Below are 19009 nucleotides of genomic sequence, written 5' to 3'. Positions count from 1 at the left end.
GCGCCGCGTTCGAGCGCGCCGCCGGCCGGAGCGCCGAGGGTCGACACGGCCGCGTTCCGAGGCGCTGGCGCAAAAGCCGGCGGAGGGGGCCGAGCGGCTGCTCGAGGCGGCCTCCTCCCTCGCGGCCGCGCGGCCGGGCTCCGCCGGGAAGGCTGCGCCACCGGAGTTCGACTGGGAGACCCACCCGGCCAACCTCCGCCTCTCGGCGCGGGTCGCCGTCCTGGAGGAGCGGTATCCGGGCCTGAAGCTCCGCTGGGTCATCGACTGGGCGCGCCGGTTCATCGAGCAGGTGGTCGCCAAGGCGGACGCCACGCCCGCGGGCAAGGGCGTCTTCGACGGTCGCCTGGAGCAGATGGCCAAGGAGCTCGCGGCGAGGATCGACGCCACGAACCCGCAGCTGCGGGCCGGGGGCGGGGCCCCGCAGAAGGGGATCTCGGGCGGCGCGGGCACCCACCTGTGGACGGGCGGGATCGACTACAAGGCCGCTCAGGCTGCCGCCCGGCGGGCCGCCGAGGCCGAGAGCCAGGGCGGCAATCAGGACGCGGCTTCGGTGGAGATGACCCTCGCCGGGGAGCTCCTCGACAGCATCAATTTCTCGGGGAATGGGATCGACTACGCGCCCGAGGCGGACAAGCTGTGGAACGAGCTGTCCCGCGCCTTTGCCGGAAACGCTCGGGGGGCGGTCCGCGTCCACACGTTGTACGGCGTCCGGAGCCCGAGCATCTTTTACTCGGTGGAGAGCCTGGCGCTGCTCCTGGTGCTCGAGGCCCAGGAGGCGCGCGAGAAGGTCGGTAAGAAGCAGGACGGCCCCGTGGTCGACGAGATCCGGATGGTGATCTACTTCCGCAAGGGCGAGATCGACCCGGAAACGGGGCAGCTTGCGGTCCCGAAGGACGAGAGCGGCAAGATGAAGGAGGAGCTCGTGAAGCAGCGGGAGGACCGCGTGACCACCTCCTACCAGCTCGAACGGGCGCGGGCGAACGCGTGGGACAAGGCGCTTGCCTGGGAGCCGACCTTCGCTGTCGCCGGCTCGGTGAAGCACCGCGCCGCGCTCCTCGACGCGCGCCGCGCAGCGGCCTCGCCGCGCTGACCGAGCGGGAAGGAGCACCCCGTTTAATTTCTCTCAAGATGACGACGCCAGGTCTCGTCGGTTTCATTCGGAGACGTCACCGCCGAAAGGGACCTGCCATGTCACGGAACGTCTTCCTTTTCGATATCGCCGTCACGCGGGGCGACGCGGAGGAGGTCGAGCGAGCCCTGCTCTCGCGCACCTCGGCCTTCGCGCTCGGAGCCTTTCCCACGCTCGATCCGGCGCTCTTCGCGCACCGGATCCTGCGCGGGAAGGGCGCGTCGTACACCTGGGAGATCGGGCTCGACGAGATCGAGGAGGCCCGGCGCGCGGAGCTCCACGCCGCGCTGCTGGAGCAGATCCAGGCGTCGCTCGCGGGCGTGGCCGAGCTCCGATCCTCCGCGGCGTACGTCGACCTTTCGCTCCCCGCGCCCGGCCCCGACATCGCTCCGGCCAGGGGGGCCCGGGCGGGGCGCTCTCGTTCGCAGGCGGCGATCTCCCGGTCTGGGAGGATCATGCGCGCGGCTCGGGCGCGGTGGAGGCCGGGAGCACGCTGCCCGAGGATCTCACCGCCGAGATCGCGCAGCGCCGTGGGTCGAGTCCCCCTGCGACCAGGCCCAAGGCCAGGCCGGACGGGGGTCGAGTCCCCCTGCGACCAGGCCCAAGGCCAGGCTGGAGGGGGATCGAGCCCCCCTGCGATCAGGTCCAAGGCCAGGCTGGACGGAGGTCGAACCCCCTGCGATCAGGCCCAAGGCCAGGCTGGACGGGGGTCGAGTCCCCCTGCGACCAGGCCCGAGGCCAGGCTGGAGGGGGATCGAGCCCCCCTGCGATCAGGCCCGAGGCCAGGCTGGACGGGGGTCGAGTCCCCCTGCGACCAGGCCCGAGGCCAGGCTGGAGGGGGGTCGAACCCCCCTGCGACCAGGCCCGAGGCCAGGCTGGAGGGGGGTCGAACCCCCCTCGAGCAGATTGTACGAGCGGAGCCCTGGTAACGCTCCCCTGAGCTACAGGCCCCTGCTCCCGGTGGACTGGAAACAGGGGCCGGATCCTCGTCGAGCGCTACGCTCGCCCGGCGATCGGGCAGCGAGCCGAAAGCGCCATGGTGAGCGGCGCCGGCTCGATGGCGCGCTGGGTCGAGCGCGTCGACTCCGTGCTATCCGCTCACCACTCCGTGCTTTCCGCTTGCCGGCCGTGGGCTCCTTCCGTGTACGTTCGCCGCTTCCCCCGAAGGGAGGATTCCATGGATGGTACACTCGAGTCGATCTTCAACCTGCATGTCCTCACCACCGGGCGCCGGCTGTTCGCGCTCCGTCAGGTCCGCGCCATCGCCAAGGAGCAGCGCTTCACGGAGCTCGTGAAGCACTGCGATGCCGCCATCGAGCACGACCTCGCCACCCGCGCGCTGGAGCGCCGCTGGGCCGGCGAGCCCGTGGCCACGGGGGCGAACCCCGCCGCCCAGCGCATCGACGTGCTCGTCGACCGCACCCTCGGCGCGATCCGCGATCATGTCGTCGCGCAGACGCAGGGCGCCGCACCCGACGATCCCGTCCACAAGGAGGTGGCGGCTTTCCTGAAGCCGATCTTCCCTGTGAGCGTGCAGGCGATCACCTCTCTGCCTTATATCGATGAGCTCGCGGCCGTCGACGATATCGTCGCCCTGCTCAAGGGCGAGCTCGCCCCGGCCGTGAAGGAGTTCGGCCTGGGCCGCCTGGTCACCCGCCTCGCGGATCTCGCCGTCCAGTACCGCGAGGCGCTGGAAGCGCCGCCGCCGTCGCTCATCGACTGGGGCCGGGTGCGCGCGGCGCGCGCCGAAGGCCAGGGGCTCCTGCTCGAGGCGCTCGCCATCATCCTGGGCAAGCACCACGAGCGCACACGCGAGGGGACCGAGGCCCGGCTCGCGCTGCTCGCGCCGATCCTTCAGCAGGACGAGGCCATCGGGCAATACCTGCGCTCGCGGCGCGCGATCGCGGACGTGAACCCGGAGACCGGCGAGGACGAGCCCGCCGCGCCGACGCCGGCGGCAGCCGCGACACCGCCGCCGGCCGCGGCGCCGGGCGCGCCTGAGCAGCCGCCGAGCGCGTGACAGCCGGACCCCACCGGTTTGATCATCAAGAGAGCGTCGATTGTCCGCTCGGCCTCGTGGTCGTCCAAGTCGCGCCGGAAGTGAACAACCAGGCCTTTGATGGTCATTGCGGCCCCACTCTCCGGGCGAAGTCCTCCATGTTTTCCCGAAGTCCGATGATGTCGCGCAGCGCGCCGATGGCCTTGATGCGTTGCTTGTAAACCACAGAGAGAGGCAGCCCCGCGTCTTCGGCGATCTGGGCCATCGAGACTCCGTTCAGATCGTGTGCCACGAGAACAAGGCGCAGCTTCGGATCGAGCGCGTTCACCGCGTCGATGGTGGCCGTCCTGATGCTGTCGGATTCCATCGTAGCAGCGGCGTCCGGCGCTGGATCGGCCACATCGATCCAATCGACGAGCATCTCCTCCGGGGTCGGGCGCTCCGCGTGAAGCTCGTGATCGTCGAACGGGGTCAGGACCTCCCCCCGACGGCGTGCGTTCCGGACGTGGTTCCGCGCCAGGTTCAGGACGATGGTGGCACCGTAGGCCGCTCGGGCCTCCCCGAGCTCGACCCGCTGATCCGCTTCCAGTTCCCGTAGCAAGGCGTCCTGCGCGAGGTCCTCCGCGTCTCGCGCAGGGACACCGAAACGCCGCGCGAGGCGCCGGAAGAACTCGAAGCCGGTGGGGGGGCTGCCTGGCTCGCCCATAACCGGTAGAACACCTGAGCCGTCTGGAGGGCTTCAAAAAAATGCAGGGCCGCCCCAGCGTCGGTCGGACAAGGTGCGACGCGTGGACTTGCGCAGCACGCGACTGCACGCGTAGCGTGCAACATTCCACGAACGGACGGGATTTTCTCGTCCGACCGTTCACCTCATGAAATTTTAACCGCCGTTGACGCCCCACGGTTGGCGCGAGTACCGTTCGCGCATGCGTTTTGTTGCGCAATCCCTCTGGATGTGCCTGACGCTCGGCGTCGCGATCGGCACCACGCATCCGGCCCGTGCGGAGGACCGCAATCCGGCATCCGCACGAAGCGACGGTTCGATCGTAAAGGACCATCTTCGCCGCGCCCGACGAGCTCGGGCATCGGGCAAGTGGACCGAGGCACACGCCGCCTACAAGGCGGCCTTCGAGGCGATCGACGCGACATCCGTCACAGAGAGAGAGTCCGCCGAGATCGCTGGAGAGCTGGGCCTCTGCGAGCTCGATCTGCGCAAGTTCCGTGACGCGGCGGAGCACCTGGCTTGGAGCCTTGAGCGGCGCAAGGCGCTCTCTCCTGAGCAGCAAAAAGGATTCGCGGACGGACTGGCCAGGGCCGTTCCGTTCCTCGCCACCCTCTATCTGTCGGTGGATCCGCCGGATGCCCAGGTGTTCGTCGACGGCAAGTCCATCGGCCAACCCAGGCGGACCTACACACTGTTCTTCGAGCCTGGCAAGCACATGGTGCGGGCCCAAGCACCGGGCCGTGAGGAAGGATCCCAGGGGCTGGACGCGCGGGCGGGGACCGAGCCGGTCATGACGATCCAGTTGCCGCGCTCGGCCGAGAGCAGCGCAAACGACGAGGCGCCCGCGGTACCCGAACCCGTGAGCGCAGCGCCCCCTGCGCGCGCGCAGGCCCCCGGGCCGGCGCCATCGTGGCCGAGGGCGGCGCGCATCGCTGGCATCGGCCTGACCACGGCGACGGCCTCTCTCGGCGTCTTGTTCATGGTCCGCGCGAGCGCATCCGACGGCGATCTCAAGGAGCGCAACAGCAAGCTGGATGCGCTCGGCTTCACGCCGTGGGCGTGCCGGGAACCGTCGCCGCCTTCGGCGTGCAACGAGCTGGCGGTCCTCCGGCGAGAGCGAGATCGGTTCGCGGCGCTCGGCACGGCGATGATGGTGGCGAGCGGCGTGCTCGGCGCCGCGACCGTCGCCTCGTTCTTCACGGATTTCTCCTTCCTGGAGTCCGAGCCCACGGGAGCCAGCGTCGCGCTCTCGCCGGCCGCAGCGCCAGGGCAGATCGGCCTCGTGGCGCACGGGGTGCGGTGATCCGAGGGGCCAGGGACATGCACTTTCTCCAGGGACGACACGTGCGGCGGCTGTGCGCCGTCGCCGCCCTCTCGACGAGTGGCGCGGGAGGGCTCTCCGGCTGCACGTACACCGAGGATTGCGGCGACGAGCGGATGTGCTTCGCTCCCCCGCCGTCGCCGTGCGAGGTGAACGAGCCGAGCGCAGGGCCCGTGATGGACGAGTGCGGGGTGTTCGCGAGCGCCAGCGCTCCCGGAGAGGGCGCGCGCTCGGGCACGCGCCTCGATCCGTTCGGCTCGCTGCAGACCGCGATCGTGGAGGCGCAAGCGCGGGGCTGGCGCCACGTCTATGCGTGCGGCGAGACGTTCGAGGAAGAGGTCACGCTGGTCTCGGGAATCCACGTCTGGGGTGGCCGTAGCTGCGATGACGGCGCGTGGTCGTTCGATGGCGCCAACCACCCGACGATCATCGCCCCGCCTTCGGGGGTCCCGCTGCGGGTCGTGGGGGACGACGGCGCGACGTCGGTGATCTTCGGCGTGCGCGTCGTGGCGGCGGACGCCTCCGCGCGCGATGGCAAGTCGTCGATCGCCATGATCTTGAGCGCGGGGGCCGGGGCGATCGTGCGGTCGAGCGCGATCGTCGCGGGCGACGGCAAGGACGGGGAGCCGGGGAAGGACGCGGATAGCGAGCGGGCGCAGGACGGCGTGGAGGGGAACGACGGCGCGTCCGCCTGCACGGAGGACTTCCCGATGGGTGCCCTTCCGGTCGTGACGGTGTGCGACGACGGCACCGAGTCCACCGGAGGATACGGGGGCGACGGTGGGCTCGACGCGGGGGGCGATGGCGCGCCGGGGCAGCCGAGGCCGGCGGGGAACCAGGACGAGGAGAAGACGGGTCTCGGGGGCCGAGGCGCGGATGCCCTCACGAGATGTAAGGAAGGGGCCCCTGGCCCCGACGGCGCCGACGCCGGTCGCGCTGACGGCGCGGTGGGGATGGGCTACCTCACCGAGGACGGATGGGTCGGCACTCGCGGTCGGGACGGGGAGAGGGGCGGCGTCGGCCATGGGGGGGGCGGCGGGGGCGGCAGCAAGGGGCGAGGCGACATGGTCGCGTGCCGAGCGGGCAGTCCTCGGGGCGGCGCGGCCGGCGGCTCGGGCGGGAGCGGCGGCTGCGGGGGCCGGGGGGGCTGGGGCGGCGGCTATGGAGGGGCGAGCATCGGCGTGGTCGCGTTGCCAGGGAGCTCGGTGACCCTCGAGGCGACCACCGTGACCGCGGGCAAGGGCGGCATCGGTGGGGTCGGCGGAACGGGCCAGCCGGGCGGCGTCGGACGACCGAGTGGGTACGGTGGACAGGGATTCGATGACCTGTGGGCTGCGTGCCCCGGCGGCCGTGGCGGCCGTGGCGGCCTCGGGGGCGATGCCGGCGGCGGCCTCGGGGGCCCCTCGTACGGCGTCGCATCGATCGGCGCCTACGTGGGCATCGGCCCGGATGCGTCTCTCCACCCTGGAAGCGCTGGCGAAGGCGGTCCCGCGGGCAATGCGGCTCCCGGCGACCTTGTGGGCAAGGGAGAGTCGGGCCACTCATTTCCCTACGTTCAGTTCGATGCACCCGACCCTGAGCCGCCCCGCTGAAGGGCCCGGAGCACGCCGCGTCACACCGAGGGAGAACCATGCGCATCACAGCAGCGATCCACCTGTCCCCCGTGCTTTTGCTCGTCGCGGCCGGCTGCGGCACCGCACCGGGACCGAGCGACGCTGGCGGAGCGGCGTGCGACGGCGCCTCGTGGTGTCCAGGTGACGCGCCGCCGGAGTCGGTCTGTCTGGAGCGTCTCGCCGCCGGCGTGCTGGAGAATGGCTGCGGGGTGTTCGTCGCGGGGATGTTCGGCAACGGGGACGACACGAACCCGGGCACGACGAGGGATAAGCCGGTGCGCACGCTGCAGCGCGGTGTCGAGCTCGCGCGCACCGGACGAGGGCGCGTCTTCGCGTGCAACGACGGATTCTACGGCCCCCTCGAGCTGCCGTCCGGCGTGGACCTCATCGGCGGATACCACTGCCTGGGCTTCGCGCGTGATCCCGGCGGGCTCCCGACGCTTCAGATCGTCGACACCTTCGAGCCCATCCTGACCGTCGTGCCCGCGGGCCCCGGAGATACGGGAGCCGCGGACGGGGTGTCGACGCTCGTCGACATGCGGTTCTCTTCGCACGGCCCGATCGGGATGCTCGTCCAGTCCGGCACGGCGGTGGAGCTCCTCCGGGGCCGGATCAGCGCCTCCTGGGGCTGGGGGGGCCGCGATGGCGAGAAATGGCCCTATCCGAATATGGCAGCGGAAGGGCCCGATGGGCAGTACGGGGGCGACGCGTGCTCGGCCGCCGTCGTCGCTGGCGCCCCTGCGCCGGTGAACCCGTGCGAAGGAGGGATCCCGAGCGTCGGCGGGAAGGGAGGGGACGGGCTCCCCGACGGCGCCGGCGACGGCGAGGACGGGCTGCCGTTCGTTGCGTCCAGCCCGACGTCCGGGCGGGGGGGAAGCGGGGACGTGCCGGGCGTCAATTGCGTAGATGGAGCGGTTGGGCGCAGCGGCGCGCAAGGTGCCATCGGTGCAGCCGGCAAGGGCATGGGGCGCATCACCGAGGCAGGCTGGGAAGGAGACAAGGCCGGCGACGGGAGCAGGGGCATGCCCGGTCAGGGCGGCGGCGGCGGTGGCGGCCGTCGGGGAGGGCTCTCCGCGTGCGGTGCGGCGTCGAAGGGAGGCGCCGGCGGCGGCTCCGGCGGTGCTGGCGGCTGCGGTGGTCGAGGCGGCCAAGGGGGCGAGAACGCCTGGCCGTCGATCGCCATCGTCGCGCTTCATGCCAAGCTGACCGTGCGCGATACCGAGATCGTGACAGCCGGGGCCGGGCAGGGCGGCGACGGCGGCCCCCCCGAGCGAGGCGGTCTAGCCGGCCGGGGCGCGCCGGGAGGCGCCTTGGGGGACGGCATGTGGTCCTGTCAGGGTGGCAACGGGGGCGAGGGCGGCCCCGGCGGCTACGGCGGCCCCGGGCGCGGCGGCGACTCGATCGGCATTGCCTACCTCGACGAGGACCAGCTCACGCTGGAGGGCGTCTCCTATGAGCTCGGACTGCCGGGCAAGGGCGGCGTGAGCTGGGATATCTGGACCGGCGACGAGGTCACGGGGGAGGACGGCATCCAGGTCGAGACGCAGCGTTTCCCTGAATAGGATCACGACGACACATCAGGCGAACCCTGGTTCTAACCTGGAGCAGATGATCCCTGCCGAGGTGCGAGCCGCCTGAGCTCCCCCCGGCGCATAGCGCCGCCGAACTCGCCTCGAGCGCCTCGACGGCGAAGCGCCCGAGTTCGGCCAAGTGGACAGCGGCCACCCAGGAGAACGGCTACGGGTCCACCCAAGTCCACTTGGGCGAGAAGAGGCACATGTAGATCGTCGCCTCGCCCATCCACACCGCATCCATGTCCACATCCGGCACCACCTCGTTCCCGAGCTCCGGCGGGATCGGCTCGTAGCCGGGGTACGTGGCCTCGATCTCTTCTGCAACCGCCGCCGGTATCTCGTCGGGCTCGCCCGTATCGTGGATCCCATAATAAGGCCCGAGGAGGCTCACGTGGAAGCTGAGCGAAGCCCTGCTGTTGGGCGAGGGAACGGGCTCCAAGTCCTTGCGGCGGTAGATGCGGGCCGAGTACGCCGGCTCGCCCCCGTCCCCGAACAAGCTGAGCGACTCGTTTTGAAGGCGGTATCGTTCGTACATGCGGTGGATCATCGCTTCCCACGTCGGGTACTCCGCTCGCCCGCGGTTCGCGGCTTCCACCAGGCGGCCGTGCTCCTCCGTGTCCTCCCAGACGGGGTCGCCCGGAGGCACATAGATGCGCTGGATTTTATGCACGCCCCGCGGGTAGAAGCGGTAAACGACGTCGAGCAGTTCAGAGAGAGTTGTCTTCATGGATTCGTCACCGAGGCGCCGAGCCCCTTATACTTGAACTTGAACGCAGCGTCCGCCGCGCCGGCAAACTGTTTGCAAAAGATCCCCGGCGGGAGGTTGTAGTCCATGACGTTGGCAACATCCTCCGTGATCTCTTCGCTGAGTTCGGCTGCACGGAGGTGATCGATTTCCCCCATCAACTCAGTCCGTAGCGGCATTTTGATGGTGACAGCGCAGGACCACTCGGTGGTGCCGCCTGAAAATACGTGCTTGAAATTCAGGTTTGTCTTGGCCTGTTGGTACCCGCCCGCATCCCCCCGGCCGTCATCCTCGACAATGGTAACAAACGTAAAGAACGACGAATCGAAATCTATCCAGACAAAGTGGGCCATTCCTGGCTTCGGACACTTCGAGCTGCATGCACCGCTACAGCTCAAGAAGGTCGCTCCGGCTCCCGCTACATCGCCGGCTCCGGGGCACTGGTCTCGCGGGCTCTCCGGGCTGTATGTCGTTGGGGTCTCCGAGCTGTCGCTTGGTGTCTCCTCTTCGTCTTCGAGCTCCCACTCGTTGCACGCGATCTTGCGCTCGCGACCACCTTGCGGGTCGGCCCCGAAGTCACCGGATGCGGCGGAGGTGTAGATGGGTCGGGGCTCCGAGCCTGGACCGGCACCTGCACCCGAAGTTCTTTCCCCGACAGGATAGCAGTCTCCTATCGTCCAGTTGCACGCCGCCAGCGCCCAAACCGATATGGGCACGATCAATAACAGGACTCTTCTCGCGTTCATTTGGCACTCCATCGAAGCACAGGACCAGCAACAACGACGACGGACACGTAGCCCGGCATCCCCAGACTGCCCTGACCGACCCAATCCACGTTGGCGCTCACCGACACCCCCAGCGGTCCAGCAACGTACGCGTTGGTCTGCACGTGGCCGCCTACGGCCAAGCCATCGACGCGGCCGCACAAGGTGATGCCACACGCCGGCATGACGTAGAACGCGACCGATGGCCCCGCGCTGACGTTGCCGTCCTTCCACGCGTACCCGAGGTCAACCGAGGTCTGGTTGTAGACCCCGGGCCCGTCCTCCTGGGTCGGGGGTAGGATCGTGCACAGGTCGTGCACCGTGAACAGGAAGTCTCGCTGGATAGGCCACGCGATGCCCGCGTGCGGCCCCACCGCGAGGCGCGGAACGGTACCGGCCTGGAGCCACCCGAGGCTCACACCGGCGCTCAACTCGGACGCCTCTCCTTGCGCCGGTACGACGACGAGCGGGGCGACGACCAGGACCGCCCATGGGATCCGCCGGCTTCTTGTGCGCATCGTCCCCCTCTCCTCTGTCCGCAACACGCAAGCAATGCGGCGACGCGGGCCATTCTTCTGATCACAGGATCGGCGTCAAACGGAATCTAGACGAGACCACTACACGGACCAGAGGTCGTACCGTCCAGAGCGTGCGCCAGTGCGCAGCTGCCTGCGCGGCTCGCGTGCTCGTCAACCTGCCGGCGCCGGAAGCCCGTCCACGTCGCGTCAGAGCGCACGGACAGCCTTGCGCCCCGGGGTTGCACGACGTCGCCCGCGTGCCGCGGCCACGACCCACCGCGACACCCTGGGCAGGCCGCCGCCGCGGTTGACGGGCGATGGGGCCGCCACGAGAGGTGGCCCGGGCTGAATCACGCACCCGACGGGGCGCACGGCATCTACAGCGGGGATGCGTGCTCAGGAGCCATCATCGCCGGCGGGCCCGCAGTGGTGAACCCGTGCGAGGGCGGGATCCCGAGCGCCTTTGGCAAGGGAGGCGACGGGCTCGCCGACGGCGCTGCAGATGGGGAGGCCGGCGAGCCCGTACCCGCGCCGGACCTCGGCCACGATGGGCAAGGAGGAGGGTGACCGTGCGCGACGGCCTCGCCACGCTGACCGAGCGGGAAGGAGCACCCAGTTTAATTTCTCTTAAGATGACGGCGCTCGGTCTCGTCGGTTTCATACGGGGACGTCACCGCCGAAAGGGACCTGCCATGTCACGGAACGTCTTCCTTTTCGAGTTCGCCGTCACGCGGGGCGACGCGGAGGAGGTCGAGCGAGCCCTGCTCTCGCGCACCTCGGCCTTCGCGCTCGGAGCCTTTCCCACGCTCGATCCGGCGCTCTTCGCGCACCGGATCCTGCGCGGGAAGGGCGCGTCGTACACCTGGGAGATCGGGCTCGACGAGATCGAGGAGGCCCGGCGCGCGGAGCTCCACGCCGCGCTGCTGGAGCAGATCCAGACCTCGCTCGCGGGCGTGGCCGAGCTCCGATCCTCCGCGGCGTACGTCGACCTTTCGCTCCCCGCGCCCGGCCCCGATCCCGCCCGAGCCAGGGGGGGCCCGGGCGGGGCCCTCTCGTTCGCGGACGGCGATCTCCCGGTCTGGGAGGATCACGCGCGCGGCTCGGGCGCGGTGGAGGCCGGGAGCGCGCTGCCCGAGGATCTCACCGCCGAGATCGCGCAGCGCCGCGCCGCCGTGCCGGTCGAGCCGGGGCTCAAGCCCTGGGGCGCAGGGCACATCTACACAGGCGGCGCAGACAAGGCTCATCTCGCCTACCTGCACGGGTATTTCGACGCCCGGGCAGCGAAGGCGAGCCCCGCCGATCGGCGGAAGATCATGGCCTTTCGCGCGTTCCAGGCGCGCGAGGGCAGCACGGCCGCCATCAACACCTACGATAACCAGATCGTCACCTGGGGGACGGGCTGGGGCGGCCTCGGCTGGCTGGGCAAGGTGATGGAGCGGGCGACCGCGAACGACGCCGTGCGCAAGGCGCTGGGCGCCGCCGGCGTCCGCTACCGCGGCAGCAACGTGTACGACGTCGTCGATCTCGACTCCGGCATGGTCGTCACCGGAGGCAAGGAGGCGCTCGAGACCCTGCGCCGCTCCGTTCCGCTCCTCCACCTGCTGATCGATCTGGCCAGGAACCCAGCCACGCGCGACGCGGTGACCGAGGCCCAGCTCCGCACGTTCATGGATGGCTCGGGCAACATCTGCGGCGCCGACGCGATCGCGACGCAGGCGCTCTTCAACCTGATCGCGCACCTCAAGCACTGGGCGCCCGGGTACGTGATCGGGTGTCTCGAGTGGGCCGTACCGCAGCTCGGCCCCGGGTCGCCGTCGGAGGAGCGCGACCGGCGCCTCGCCGCGCTCGTGGGCCGCTACTTCTATGGCAAGGCGCGCAAGCACAGGTGGATCCCGGACTTCAGGCAGTTCCGGCTCTACTTCCGGCACATGAAGGACGACGGGCTCGATTGCCTGGACGAGCCCTTCCTCCAGGCCGCGGGGCCTCCGGCGGATGACCCGTTCGCCGCCGCGATGGGCGCGCCCGCGGCGGCGCCCCCGCCGGAGGCGCCGAGCCCGCCGAAGGCTCCGCGCCTCACGCGCGCCGCCCTCGCCGGGCGACCCGATCTGGAGAGCGTCGCCTCGGGTCGGGGCGCGCTCCGGAGAGGGGCGAGGGGACCAGGGGTGAAGGCGCTGCAGGAGGCGTTGATCGCGCTGGGCGAGCGCGTGCCTGGCGGCGCTGACGGCGCGTTCGGCCCGGGCCTCGAGGCGGCCGTCAAGCAGTTCCAGGCCGAGCGCGGCCTCGCCGCCGACGGCGTGGTCGGCGCCGCGACGCTCGCGGCCCTCGACGCGGCCCTCGTCGCGAGCGCGGCGACCCGGGCGACAGGCGCGGAAACATCAACTCGAAGAGAAGAGGAGGAGCACCGATGACCGCAGAGAAGAGCGATGAAGGCGCCCCGCCGCGGGCGAGCGTCCCCGCGTGGGTGGACATGGACCCGGCGCCCGCCGAGCCGCCCGCGGAGTGGCTGGCTCGCCCGGTCGCGTTCGCCGACGACGAGCCGCCACCGCAGCTCGTCCGCACCGTGAACCTGCTGGACCCGCCCGAGCACGGCCTGCGCGGGCCCGAGGACGCCGAGGGACTCGCCGAGCTCATCCTGTCCCGCGCCAGGGAGGGGATCGGCGACATCTTCTCGCACCCCGATTACGACACCGCCTCCGGCGACCGCGAGGACTGGGCGCGGGCCATCGCCGAGCACCAGACCGGCATTCCGTACACGATGCCCGCCTTCTTCTACGGCGCGCAAAGAGGGGTCGCGAAGGCGATCGCGGGCAGCGGGCGGTACCCGATCGTGGGGCAGTGCCAGCAGTCGGTGACCACCGCGCTCTGCATCGGCGGCTGGGACGGCGGCCCGTACGGCGACGTCGGCTGCGGGACCGACGCGCTGCCGGCGGCAGCCCGGCTGGGCGACGGCTGGACCTCCGTGCCGAAGGTGCTCGCCGACTGGCCCGACGATCTCTGGGAGAAGGTCACGGTCGGCTCGTGCCTCTTCTGGTCGGCGTCCGGCGCCGCGGGCGCCGGGAGCGGGCACGTGGCGATGGTGATCCGCAAGCACCCGGTCGAGCGCAAATGGCAGCTCTGGGACACCACCACCTCGTTCAACGACCCCGCGACGCACGCCGCCGCCGGAAGGGGCGCGCGCATGCTCTGGGAGTCGCACTGGTGGCCGTTCATCCCGCCGGCGCTCTCCGGCGGTCGGTGGTCGTTCCGCGGCATCGCCCGGATCGACGGCCTCGGAGAGGTCAAGAGCGATCTGAAGCCGCGCGGGCGCGCCCGCCTGCTCCTCCGGCGCCGCGGCGACGGCGCGCTGCTCTATCGCTCGGAGTGGATGTCGATGGAGGACGAGGGCCTCCCCATCTCCTGGCTGCTCCGTTCGCTGCGCGGCGCGCCCTTCCACGACCGCATCGAGCCCACGTGGTGCGTCAACTCGAAGTCCGACGCGCCGAACAAGCTCGCCCCGGACAACCGGCCGCTGCTCGACGTCTTCTGCGATGCCAGGGGCAACGCGAAGATGTCGTGGAGCCCGGCCCAGGGCCTGCACAACCGCCCTCACCAGGCGATCTGGGCGCCGCCCGCGGCGCTCCGCTGAGCCGCGGCAGCGGGCGCCCCAGCAACCGGGAGACAACCTTCATGCGTACCCTCATCATCAGTGATCTGCACCTCGGCAACGGGGGTGACTACGACGTCTTCGCCGGGGGGGAGGCGCTGCCCGCGCTCCTCGACCGGATCGCGGGCGAGCCCGCGCGCGTCGTGGTCAACGGCGATGGCGTCGACTTCCTCATGAACGAAGACCCGCTGGAGCTCGATCCGGCGCGCGCCGCCGCGCAGGCCCGCGCGATCGCCGCCGCGCCCGCGAGCGCCGCCGTGCTGGAGGCGTTCGGGCGCGTCCTCGCGCGCGGCGGTGAGGTCATCGTCCGCCTCGGCAACCACGACGTGGAGCTCGCCGTCCCGGAGGTGCAGGAGATCCTGCGCGCGGCGATGGATCAGCCGCCCGAGGTCGCCGAGCGCCTCACGTTCCAGCTGGGCGACGCCCCCGCGATCCTCGACGTCGGCGGCGCCCGGATCCTCGTCACCCACGGCGAGCACAACGACAACTGGAACAAGGTCGATTACGGGCGCCTGGCCCGGCTCGACCGGTTCAGGTACGCGGCCGGCTCGGTCCTCGTGAAGCAGCTCATGAACCCCATCGCGCGCCGGCACGGCCTGCGCTTCGTGAGCCTGCTCAAGCCCGATTTCCAGGGCGCGGCGCTCGCCGCGCTCGCGGTCGCGCCCGGGATCGTGAAGCAGCTCTTCAGCGCGGCCTCGCTCGACATCGCCTGGCAGCTCTTCAAGAAGGCGGGGTCGGCGGCCTCCTTCGCCGAGGAGGAGGAGGATCTCGGGCTCGCCGAGCGGTTCGCCGACGCCGGCCTCGAGGCCGAGGAGGCGGCGGCGCTCGAGGCCACGCTCGGCGACGGGCCCGCGGCGTTCGCCGATGAAGAGACGATGTCGACCGCGAGCCTCAAGCTCGCGCGCGCCGGCCTGAAGCTCTACGCGGGCATGCAGAAGAGGCTCGCCGGCACCCTCGGTGACGAGTACTTCCGCCTCGAGCCCGACGAGGCCGAGTGGGCCGACGCCCGGCGCCTGGCGAAGAAGTTCGACGCCGGCGCGGTGGTGCTCGGCCACACCCACGCGGCCCGGTGGAAGGTGGCCGACGGCATCGCCTTCGCCAACACGGGCACGTGGATCTGGCTGATGCAGCTCCCGCGCTCGGACGCCGGCGACGAGGCGTGGGCCGAGTTCCTCGAAGAGCTGCGCAATAACCCGAGGCTCCTGCCCGAGCGGCAGCGGGCGGCGAAGACCGTCCAGCGCCTCACCGCCGTGCTGCTCGACGCGCACCCGGACGGCGGCGCGACGATGCGGCTCGTGCAATGGGACGATGGCAAGCTCCACGCCCTGGGGGCCGCGCGCGTGCCTTCGGGCGACGTGGCGCGCTGAGAAGGAGGAGTCATGTCCGACATCGAGCTGCTCCTCTGCCACGCCGACGATCAACGACCCGTCCTCGAAGAGGGGTTGCCGCTCGAGTCCGCCGCGGACGAGCCGCAGCCCGGCGGAGAGGAGCTGATCCACGATTTCGCCGACTTCTCCGACGATCCCAACGATCTCTCGCTCCAGCGCTGGTCCGTCATCGCGCCCGAGGGGCCCGCGGGCGACGCCCTCCTCGCGCTCGTCGAGCCCCTGATCCGGAAGCGGGAGCAGGACCAGGGCGCGCCCGTCGTGCCCTACCGCGTCCCCGCCGGCATGGACGCGGACGCGGCGATCCGGTGGAGCAAGAGCGTCTATCATGACGAGTCGGTCGCGCTCGAGGATCTGCCGCGGTATCTGCTCGTGCTGGGCGACCTCGACGAGGTCTCGCTCGAGCTCCAGCAGGCCATGGCGAGCGAGGCGCTCGTCGGTCGCCTGGTGTCCCGGTCCGCCGCCGGCTACGCGGCGTACGTGGACAAGCTCCTCTCCTCGGAGCGCGCCCCTTCGAGGGAGGCGCGGGCGCGGGCGCTCTTCTTCACCGCGCAGGACGGCACCGCGGCGACCACCATCGGCCACAGGGCGCTCGTCGCGCCCAGCGTGGCGCGGTGCCGCGACACCCGGCAGAGGGGCGGCTTCAAGGCGAGGGACATCGAGGAGATCGGGTACGACGGCGCCGAGGCGGCGAGGAGCGCGCTCCTCGAGCAGCTCGGGCGGCCGGAGCCGTCGATGCTGTTCACCATGAGCCACGGCCTGGGCGCGCCCCGCAGGGGATGGACGTCGGCGGACGAGCAGCGCGCCGTGCAAGGGGCGATGAGCCTGGGCTCCGGCGTGCGCATCGCGGCCGAGGACCTCGGCGACAGGCCCTTTCTGCCCGGCGGGATCTGGTTCTTCCTCGCGTGTTATGGCGGCGGGACGCCGGCGGCGAGCGCCTATCACCACTGGCTCGCCCGCCTGCGCGACGCGGGCGGCTTCGGCGGCCGGGTCGACGGCGTGCTCGCCGGCCTCCCCAGGCCGGGCGATCGGCCCTTCATCGCCGCGCTGCCGCAGGCCGCGCTGGCGAGCCCGCGCGGCCCGCTCGCGGTCATGGCCCACATCGATCTGGCCTGGACCTACAGCTTCCAGGACATGGGGCCCGACGGCAAGGACAGGGCGTCGCGGTTCGAGGGCGTCTTCAGCTCGCTGGTCAAGGGCGCCCGCGTGGGCAACTCGTACAACGAGCTCCTCCGTTACCTGGGGAACGCCAACCACGAGCTCGCCGCGATGTACAACCAGGAGGCGAGGGCCGAGACGGCGGGCACGCCGCTCGCCCCCGACCAGGGTCGCGCGAAGCGGCGGGCGAACCTGTGGATGCTGCGCGAGGATCTCGCGGGGTACGTCCTCCTGGGTGATCCGGCGGCGCGGCTCGCGATCGACCGCGACAGGGGAGCCGTCAAGGCCACGCCCGCGCCGGCGGAGGTGCGCTCGCCCGTCCCGCAGCTGCCCGCCGCTCCGCCGGCCCCGGCGGCGGGGCGCGCGCGGGACGCGGCGCGCATGCAGCGCGCCGTCCACGAGAAGATCCTCGGGGAGGAGGGCGACAGGAAGATCGCCGAGAGATACGGTATCACGCGCGAAGAGCTCCAGCGCTGGTACGACGCCTATTGCGAGGCCGGGCTCGAGGCGCTGGGCGAGCTGCCGTAGCGGTGCGCACGCCCGAAGAGGAGCCCGACGCCCCGCCGGCCCTCCCCCCCGCCGAGCCCGCGGGCGAGGCGCCGCCACGCAGGGCCCGGCGGCGCCTCGTCCTGCGGTCACGCCGCCGCGATCGCGTCGACAGCGTCAACACCAGCAGCCGGCTCCTCAGGGAGCAGCTCTGGACGCTCGCGCTGCTCGCCCTCCTCGTCCTGCTGCTCCTCGTGGCGCTCACGGCCACGGCGCGAGCTCCCGTCCAACAATGGCCTGCCTGGGGAGTTCGGACCCTCCTCGGCGTCTTCTCCTTTGGCGCCCTGGGAGCCACCTTCAGCGCTGCTCGATCGCTCAAGGGTTCTTCCCTCCGGGCCAGGGCTCACGCGCAGGTGTCGGACGCGCGGGTCACCCTCTCGCGCGCCGTCCTCGGGGCGCTGCCGGGGCTCGCCGCCTACGCGTTCCTCCAGTCGAGGGTGCTGAACCTCGGGGACGCCGACAACAGCAAGGCTTTCGCGATCGCGTTCATCGCTGGCTTCAGCGAGCGGCTCGTGCTCAAGGTGGCGGAGACGTTCGCCGGGGAGCAGAAGGCGAGGTAGCGACGCCGGCGGACGCGCCGCGCCCGTCACGGGGCAGAGCGCGTGTCCTGAGGTCGCGCGTGCTCGGTCCGAGGCGAGACGAACCGGACGACGGCGCGCGGCGCGAGGCGATAACCGTGCTCATGGCGCTCGATGACGTCCCTGAGCCCCATGCGGCGGAGCTGGGTCAGGGCCACGTAGACGCGGTTGGCCCCCGCGTTCGCCACCGGCCGCTCGCCGGGCCAGCCGGCCTCGAACAGGTCCTGGAGCGAGAGCGCGGCGTCCGGCGCCTCGTCGTGCCGGTCGACGAGGGCCGTCACGATGCGGCTGAGCGCGTGCCCGAGCGTGTGCTTCTCGCCGTCCTTTGCCGCGATCCAGCGCACCTCGCAGCCGAGGACCAGCGTGGGCGGGCAGGCCGGCGCCGCCTCCGCTGCGAGCGGCAGCGGCCGCCCGGCGAGCAAGCTGGCCACGAGAGACGCGAACGCCTCGGGATCAGGCGCCTCGCTGCAGGGCGCGAGGTGGTGGAGGAGGTCCGCCTCCTCGGCGCGCCTTCGCGTGTGCGCCGGCGCGAAAGGGGCGCGCCGCTCCAGCTGCTCGGGCCGATCGAGGTCCATCGAGCGGATGTTCCGGTCGGCGCCGCGCGCGCTCGCCGCGCTGCCCTGGACCGCATGCCGGAGCGACCGCGCGAGGAGCGACAGCGCGAGCTCGTCGCCCGCCGGGGTCGGCTCGCCGCCGGCCGCCACCTCGGGCGCCTGGAACTCCAGGACCCTGTCGATCTGCTGTTCTCCGGCTCTCTCGAGCGGGGCATCCCTGCCGTAGCCGACGAGATAGAAGCGCCCTTCGCGTGAGAAGAGGACGTCAGCACACGAGACGCGACCGATGCAGACGGGCCGCCCGTGCTTCGGATCGACCACCGCGTGGGCCGCCCGCATCGCCTTACGGAGGCTCGCGACGAGGCCGGCCGCGCTCCCGGGCGGCACCTTCCAGCCGGCGTCGTTCAGGAGGCTCGTGAGGTCGACGCCGTCGATCACGGCGTCACAGGCGAGCTCGATGTACGGCATGCCGTCGGCGACCCCGCGCGCCGCGACCTTCGGGATGAGCGGGTGATCGAGGAGCGCGTGGACGCGCTCGATCTCGGCAAATACGGTGTTCGCCCGCGCCGCGCTGGCGGCCGGCCCGGGCACGATGACCACGCAGGGCTCCGCGTCCCCGGCGCGCGTCGCCGCGACGACGTGGAGGCCGTCGCGACGGCGGATGGAGCGCGGGGTTTCATATCTGCCGAGCCATCGTGAGCGAGAATCGTCCGTGAGTTCCATGATTGTGTCCGTTCTTCAGTCGCGCACGCCTGCCG

General features: G+C 71.4%; 15 protein-coding genes. 10 read left to right on the top strand and 5 right to left on the bottom strand.

Features of this window, described 5'->3' with window-relative positions; translation table 11 throughout:
* Nucleotides 1–289 precede the first annotated feature (289 nt).
* Together NQZ70_RS28115 and NQZ70_RS28110 are read left to right on the top strand one after the other, a co-directional pair.
* Complete coding sequence (locus NQZ70_RS28115; RefSeq protein ID WP_129576951.1) at nucleotides 290–1090, top strand: hypothetical protein; 801 nt, start codon at nucleotides 290–292, stop codon at nucleotides 1088–1090.
* 1216 nt (nucleotides 1091–2306) lie between these two features.
* The gene (locus tag NQZ70_RS28110; protein ID WP_129576950.1) at nucleotides 2307–3149 is read left to right on the top strand and encodes a hypothetical protein; all 843 of its coding nucleotides are present in this window, start codon (nucleotides 2307–2309) and stop codon (nucleotides 3147–3149) included.
* Between the two features lie 103 nt (nucleotides 3150–3252).
* On the opposite strand, the gene NQZ70_RS28105 is transcribed toward NQZ70_RS28110, so the two are convergent.
* Complete coding sequence (locus tag NQZ70_RS28105; protein WP_129576949.1) at nucleotides 3253–3834, bottom strand: RNA polymerase sigma factor; 582 nt, start codon at nucleotides 3832–3834, stop codon at nucleotides 3253–3255.
* A gap of 220 nt (nucleotides 3835–4054) precedes the next feature.
* Between NQZ70_RS28105 and NQZ70_RS28100 the strand changes: the two genes are divergently transcribed.
* From NQZ70_RS28100 to NQZ70_RS28090, 3 genes are read left to right on the top strand one after another with little or no spacing between them, the layout of a single operon-like run.
* Nucleotides 4055–5155 carry a hypothetical protein gene (locus tag NQZ70_RS28100; protein WP_237244123.1) on the top strand — a complete coding sequence of 367 codons (1101 nt, stop codon included), beginning with the start codon at nucleotides 4055–4057 and terminating at the stop codon, nucleotides 5153–5155.
* Nucleotides 5156–5172: 17 nt separating this feature from the next.
* Nucleotides 5173–6765, top strand: a complete 1593-nt coding sequence (locus NQZ70_RS28095) for a hypothetical protein (protein ID WP_129576948.1) — start codon at nucleotides 5173–5175, stop codon at nucleotides 6763–6765.
* 38 nt (nucleotides 6766–6803) lie between these two features.
* Nucleotides 6804–8348, top strand: a complete 1545-nt coding sequence (locus tag NQZ70_RS28090) for a hypothetical protein (RefSeq protein ID WP_129576947.1) — start codon at nucleotides 6804–6806, stop codon at nucleotides 8346–8348.
* Nucleotides 8349–8523: 175 nt separating this feature from the next.
* On the opposite strand, the gene NQZ70_RS28085 is transcribed toward NQZ70_RS28090, so the two are convergent.
* Genes NQZ70_RS28085 through NQZ70_RS28075 form a run of 3 tightly spaced genes read right to left on the bottom strand, consistent with a single transcriptional unit; the run spans nucleotide 8524 to nucleotide 10387 of the window.
* On the bottom strand, nucleotides 8524–9087 hold the full coding sequence (locus tag NQZ70_RS28085; RefSeq protein WP_129576946.1) for a hypothetical protein: 564 nt from the start codon (nucleotides 9085–9087) through the stop codon (nucleotides 8524–8526).
* Nucleotides 9084–9851, bottom strand: coding sequence for a hypothetical protein (locus NQZ70_RS28080; RefSeq protein WP_129576945.1), 768 nt, complete (start codon nucleotides 9849–9851; stop codon nucleotides 9084–9086). The genes NQZ70_RS28085 and NQZ70_RS28080 overlap by 4 nt, the downstream gene beginning before the upstream one ends.
* Complete coding sequence (locus NQZ70_RS28075) at nucleotides 9848–10387, bottom strand: hypothetical protein (RefSeq protein ID WP_129576944.1); 540 nt, start codon at nucleotides 10385–10387, stop codon at nucleotides 9848–9850. The genes NQZ70_RS28080 and NQZ70_RS28075 overlap by 4 nt, the downstream gene beginning before the upstream one ends.
* Nucleotides 10388–11079: 692 nt before the next feature.
* Here NQZ70_RS28075 and NQZ70_RS28070 point away from each other — a divergent pair.
* Genes NQZ70_RS28070 through NQZ70_RS28050 form a run of 5 tightly spaced genes read left to right on the top strand, consistent with a single transcriptional unit; the run spans nucleotide 11080 to nucleotide 17679 of the window.
* Entirely contained in the window at nucleotides 11080–12795 is a 1716-nt protein-coding gene (locus tag NQZ70_RS28070) for a peptidoglycan-binding protein (protein ID WP_237244122.1), read from the top strand.
* Complete coding sequence (locus tag NQZ70_RS28065; protein WP_129576943.1) at nucleotides 12792–14012, top strand: hypothetical protein; 1221 nt, start codon at nucleotides 12792–12794, stop codon at nucleotides 14010–14012. Before NQZ70_RS28070 ends, NQZ70_RS28065 begins: the two co-directional genes overlap by 4 nt.
* 41 nt (nucleotides 14013–14053) lie before the next feature.
* Nucleotides 14054–15397: a metallophosphoesterase gene (locus tag NQZ70_RS28060; protein ID WP_129576942.1), complete on the top strand. Its 1344-nt coding sequence runs from the start codon at nucleotides 14054–14056 to the stop codon at nucleotides 15395–15397.
* A 12-nt stretch (nucleotides 15398–15409) separates the two neighbouring features.
* Nucleotides 15410–17101, top strand: a complete 1692-nt coding sequence (locus tag NQZ70_RS28055; RefSeq protein WP_207217498.1) for a hypothetical protein — start codon at nucleotides 15410–15412, stop codon at nucleotides 17099–17101.
* 2 nt (nucleotides 17102–17103) lie between these two features.
* On the top strand, nucleotides 17104–17679 hold the full coding sequence (locus NQZ70_RS28050) for a hypothetical protein (protein WP_129576941.1): 576 nt from the start codon (nucleotides 17104–17106) through the stop codon (nucleotides 17677–17679).
* 26 nt (nucleotides 17680–17705) lie between these two features.
* On the opposite strand, the gene NQZ70_RS28045 is transcribed toward NQZ70_RS28050, so the two are convergent.
* Complete coding sequence (locus NQZ70_RS28045; protein ID WP_129576940.1) at nucleotides 17706–18974, bottom strand: hypothetical protein; 1269 nt, start codon at nucleotides 18972–18974, stop codon at nucleotides 17706–17708.
* Nucleotides 18975–19009: the final 35 nt, after the last annotated feature.

Source organism: Sorangium sp. So ce836 (assembly GCF_028553905.1).
GTDB lineage: Bacteria > Myxococcota_A > Polyangia > Polyangiales > Polyangiaceae > Sorangium > Sorangium cellulosum_D.
Note: the sequence above shows the minus strand (reverse complement) of the source record. Positions and strands in the feature narration are given on the sequence as shown.

Excerpts from the sequence above, each read along its gene's own strand:
- NQZ70_RS28110 (WP_129576950.1), top strand. The coding sequence starts at position 2,307 with ATGGATGGTACACTCGAGTCGATCTTCAACCTGCATGTCCTCACCACC.
- NQZ70_RS28105 (WP_129576949.1), bottom strand. The coding sequence starts at position 3,834 with ATGGGCGAGCCAGGCAGCCCCCCCACCGGCTTCGAGTTCTTCCGGCGC.
- NQZ70_RS28100 (WP_237244123.1), top strand. The coding sequence starts at position 4,055 with ATGCGTTTTGTTGCGCAATCCCTCTGGATGTGCCTGACGCTCGGCGTC.
- NQZ70_RS28095 (WP_129576948.1), top strand. The coding sequence starts at position 5,173 with ATGCACTTTCTCCAGGGACGACACGTGCGGCGGCTGTGCGCCGTCGCC.
- NQZ70_RS28090 (WP_129576947.1), top strand. The coding sequence starts at position 6,804 with ATGCGCATCACAGCAGCGATCCACCTGTCCCCCGTGCTTTTGCTCGTC.
- NQZ70_RS28085 (WP_129576946.1), bottom strand. The coding sequence starts at position 9,087 with ATGAAGACAACTCTCTCTGAACTGCTCGACGTCGTTTACCGCTTCTAC.
- NQZ70_RS28080 (WP_129576945.1), bottom strand. The coding sequence starts at position 9,851 with ATGAACGCGAGAAGAGTCCTGTTATTGATCGTGCCCATATCGGTTTGG.
- NQZ70_RS28075 (WP_129576944.1), bottom strand. The coding sequence starts at position 10,387 with ATGCGCACAAGAAGCCGGCGGATCCCATGGGCGGTCCTGGTCGTCGCC.
- NQZ70_RS28070 (WP_237244122.1), top strand. The coding sequence starts at position 11,080 with ATGTCACGGAACGTCTTCCTTTTCGAGTTCGCCGTCACGCGGGGCGAC.
- NQZ70_RS28065 (WP_129576943.1), top strand. The coding sequence starts at position 12,792 with ATGACCGCAGAGAAGAGCGATGAAGGCGCCCCGCCGCGGGCGAGCGTC.
- NQZ70_RS28060 (WP_129576942.1), top strand. The coding sequence starts at position 14,054 with ATGCGTACCCTCATCATCAGTGATCTGCACCTCGGCAACGGGGGTGAC.
- NQZ70_RS28055 (WP_207217498.1), top strand. The coding sequence starts at position 15,410 with ATGTCCGACATCGAGCTGCTCCTCTGCCACGCCGACGATCAACGACCC.
- NQZ70_RS28045 (WP_129576940.1), bottom strand. The coding sequence starts at position 18,974 with ATGGAACTCACGGACGATTCTCGCTCACGATGGCTCGGCAGATATGAA.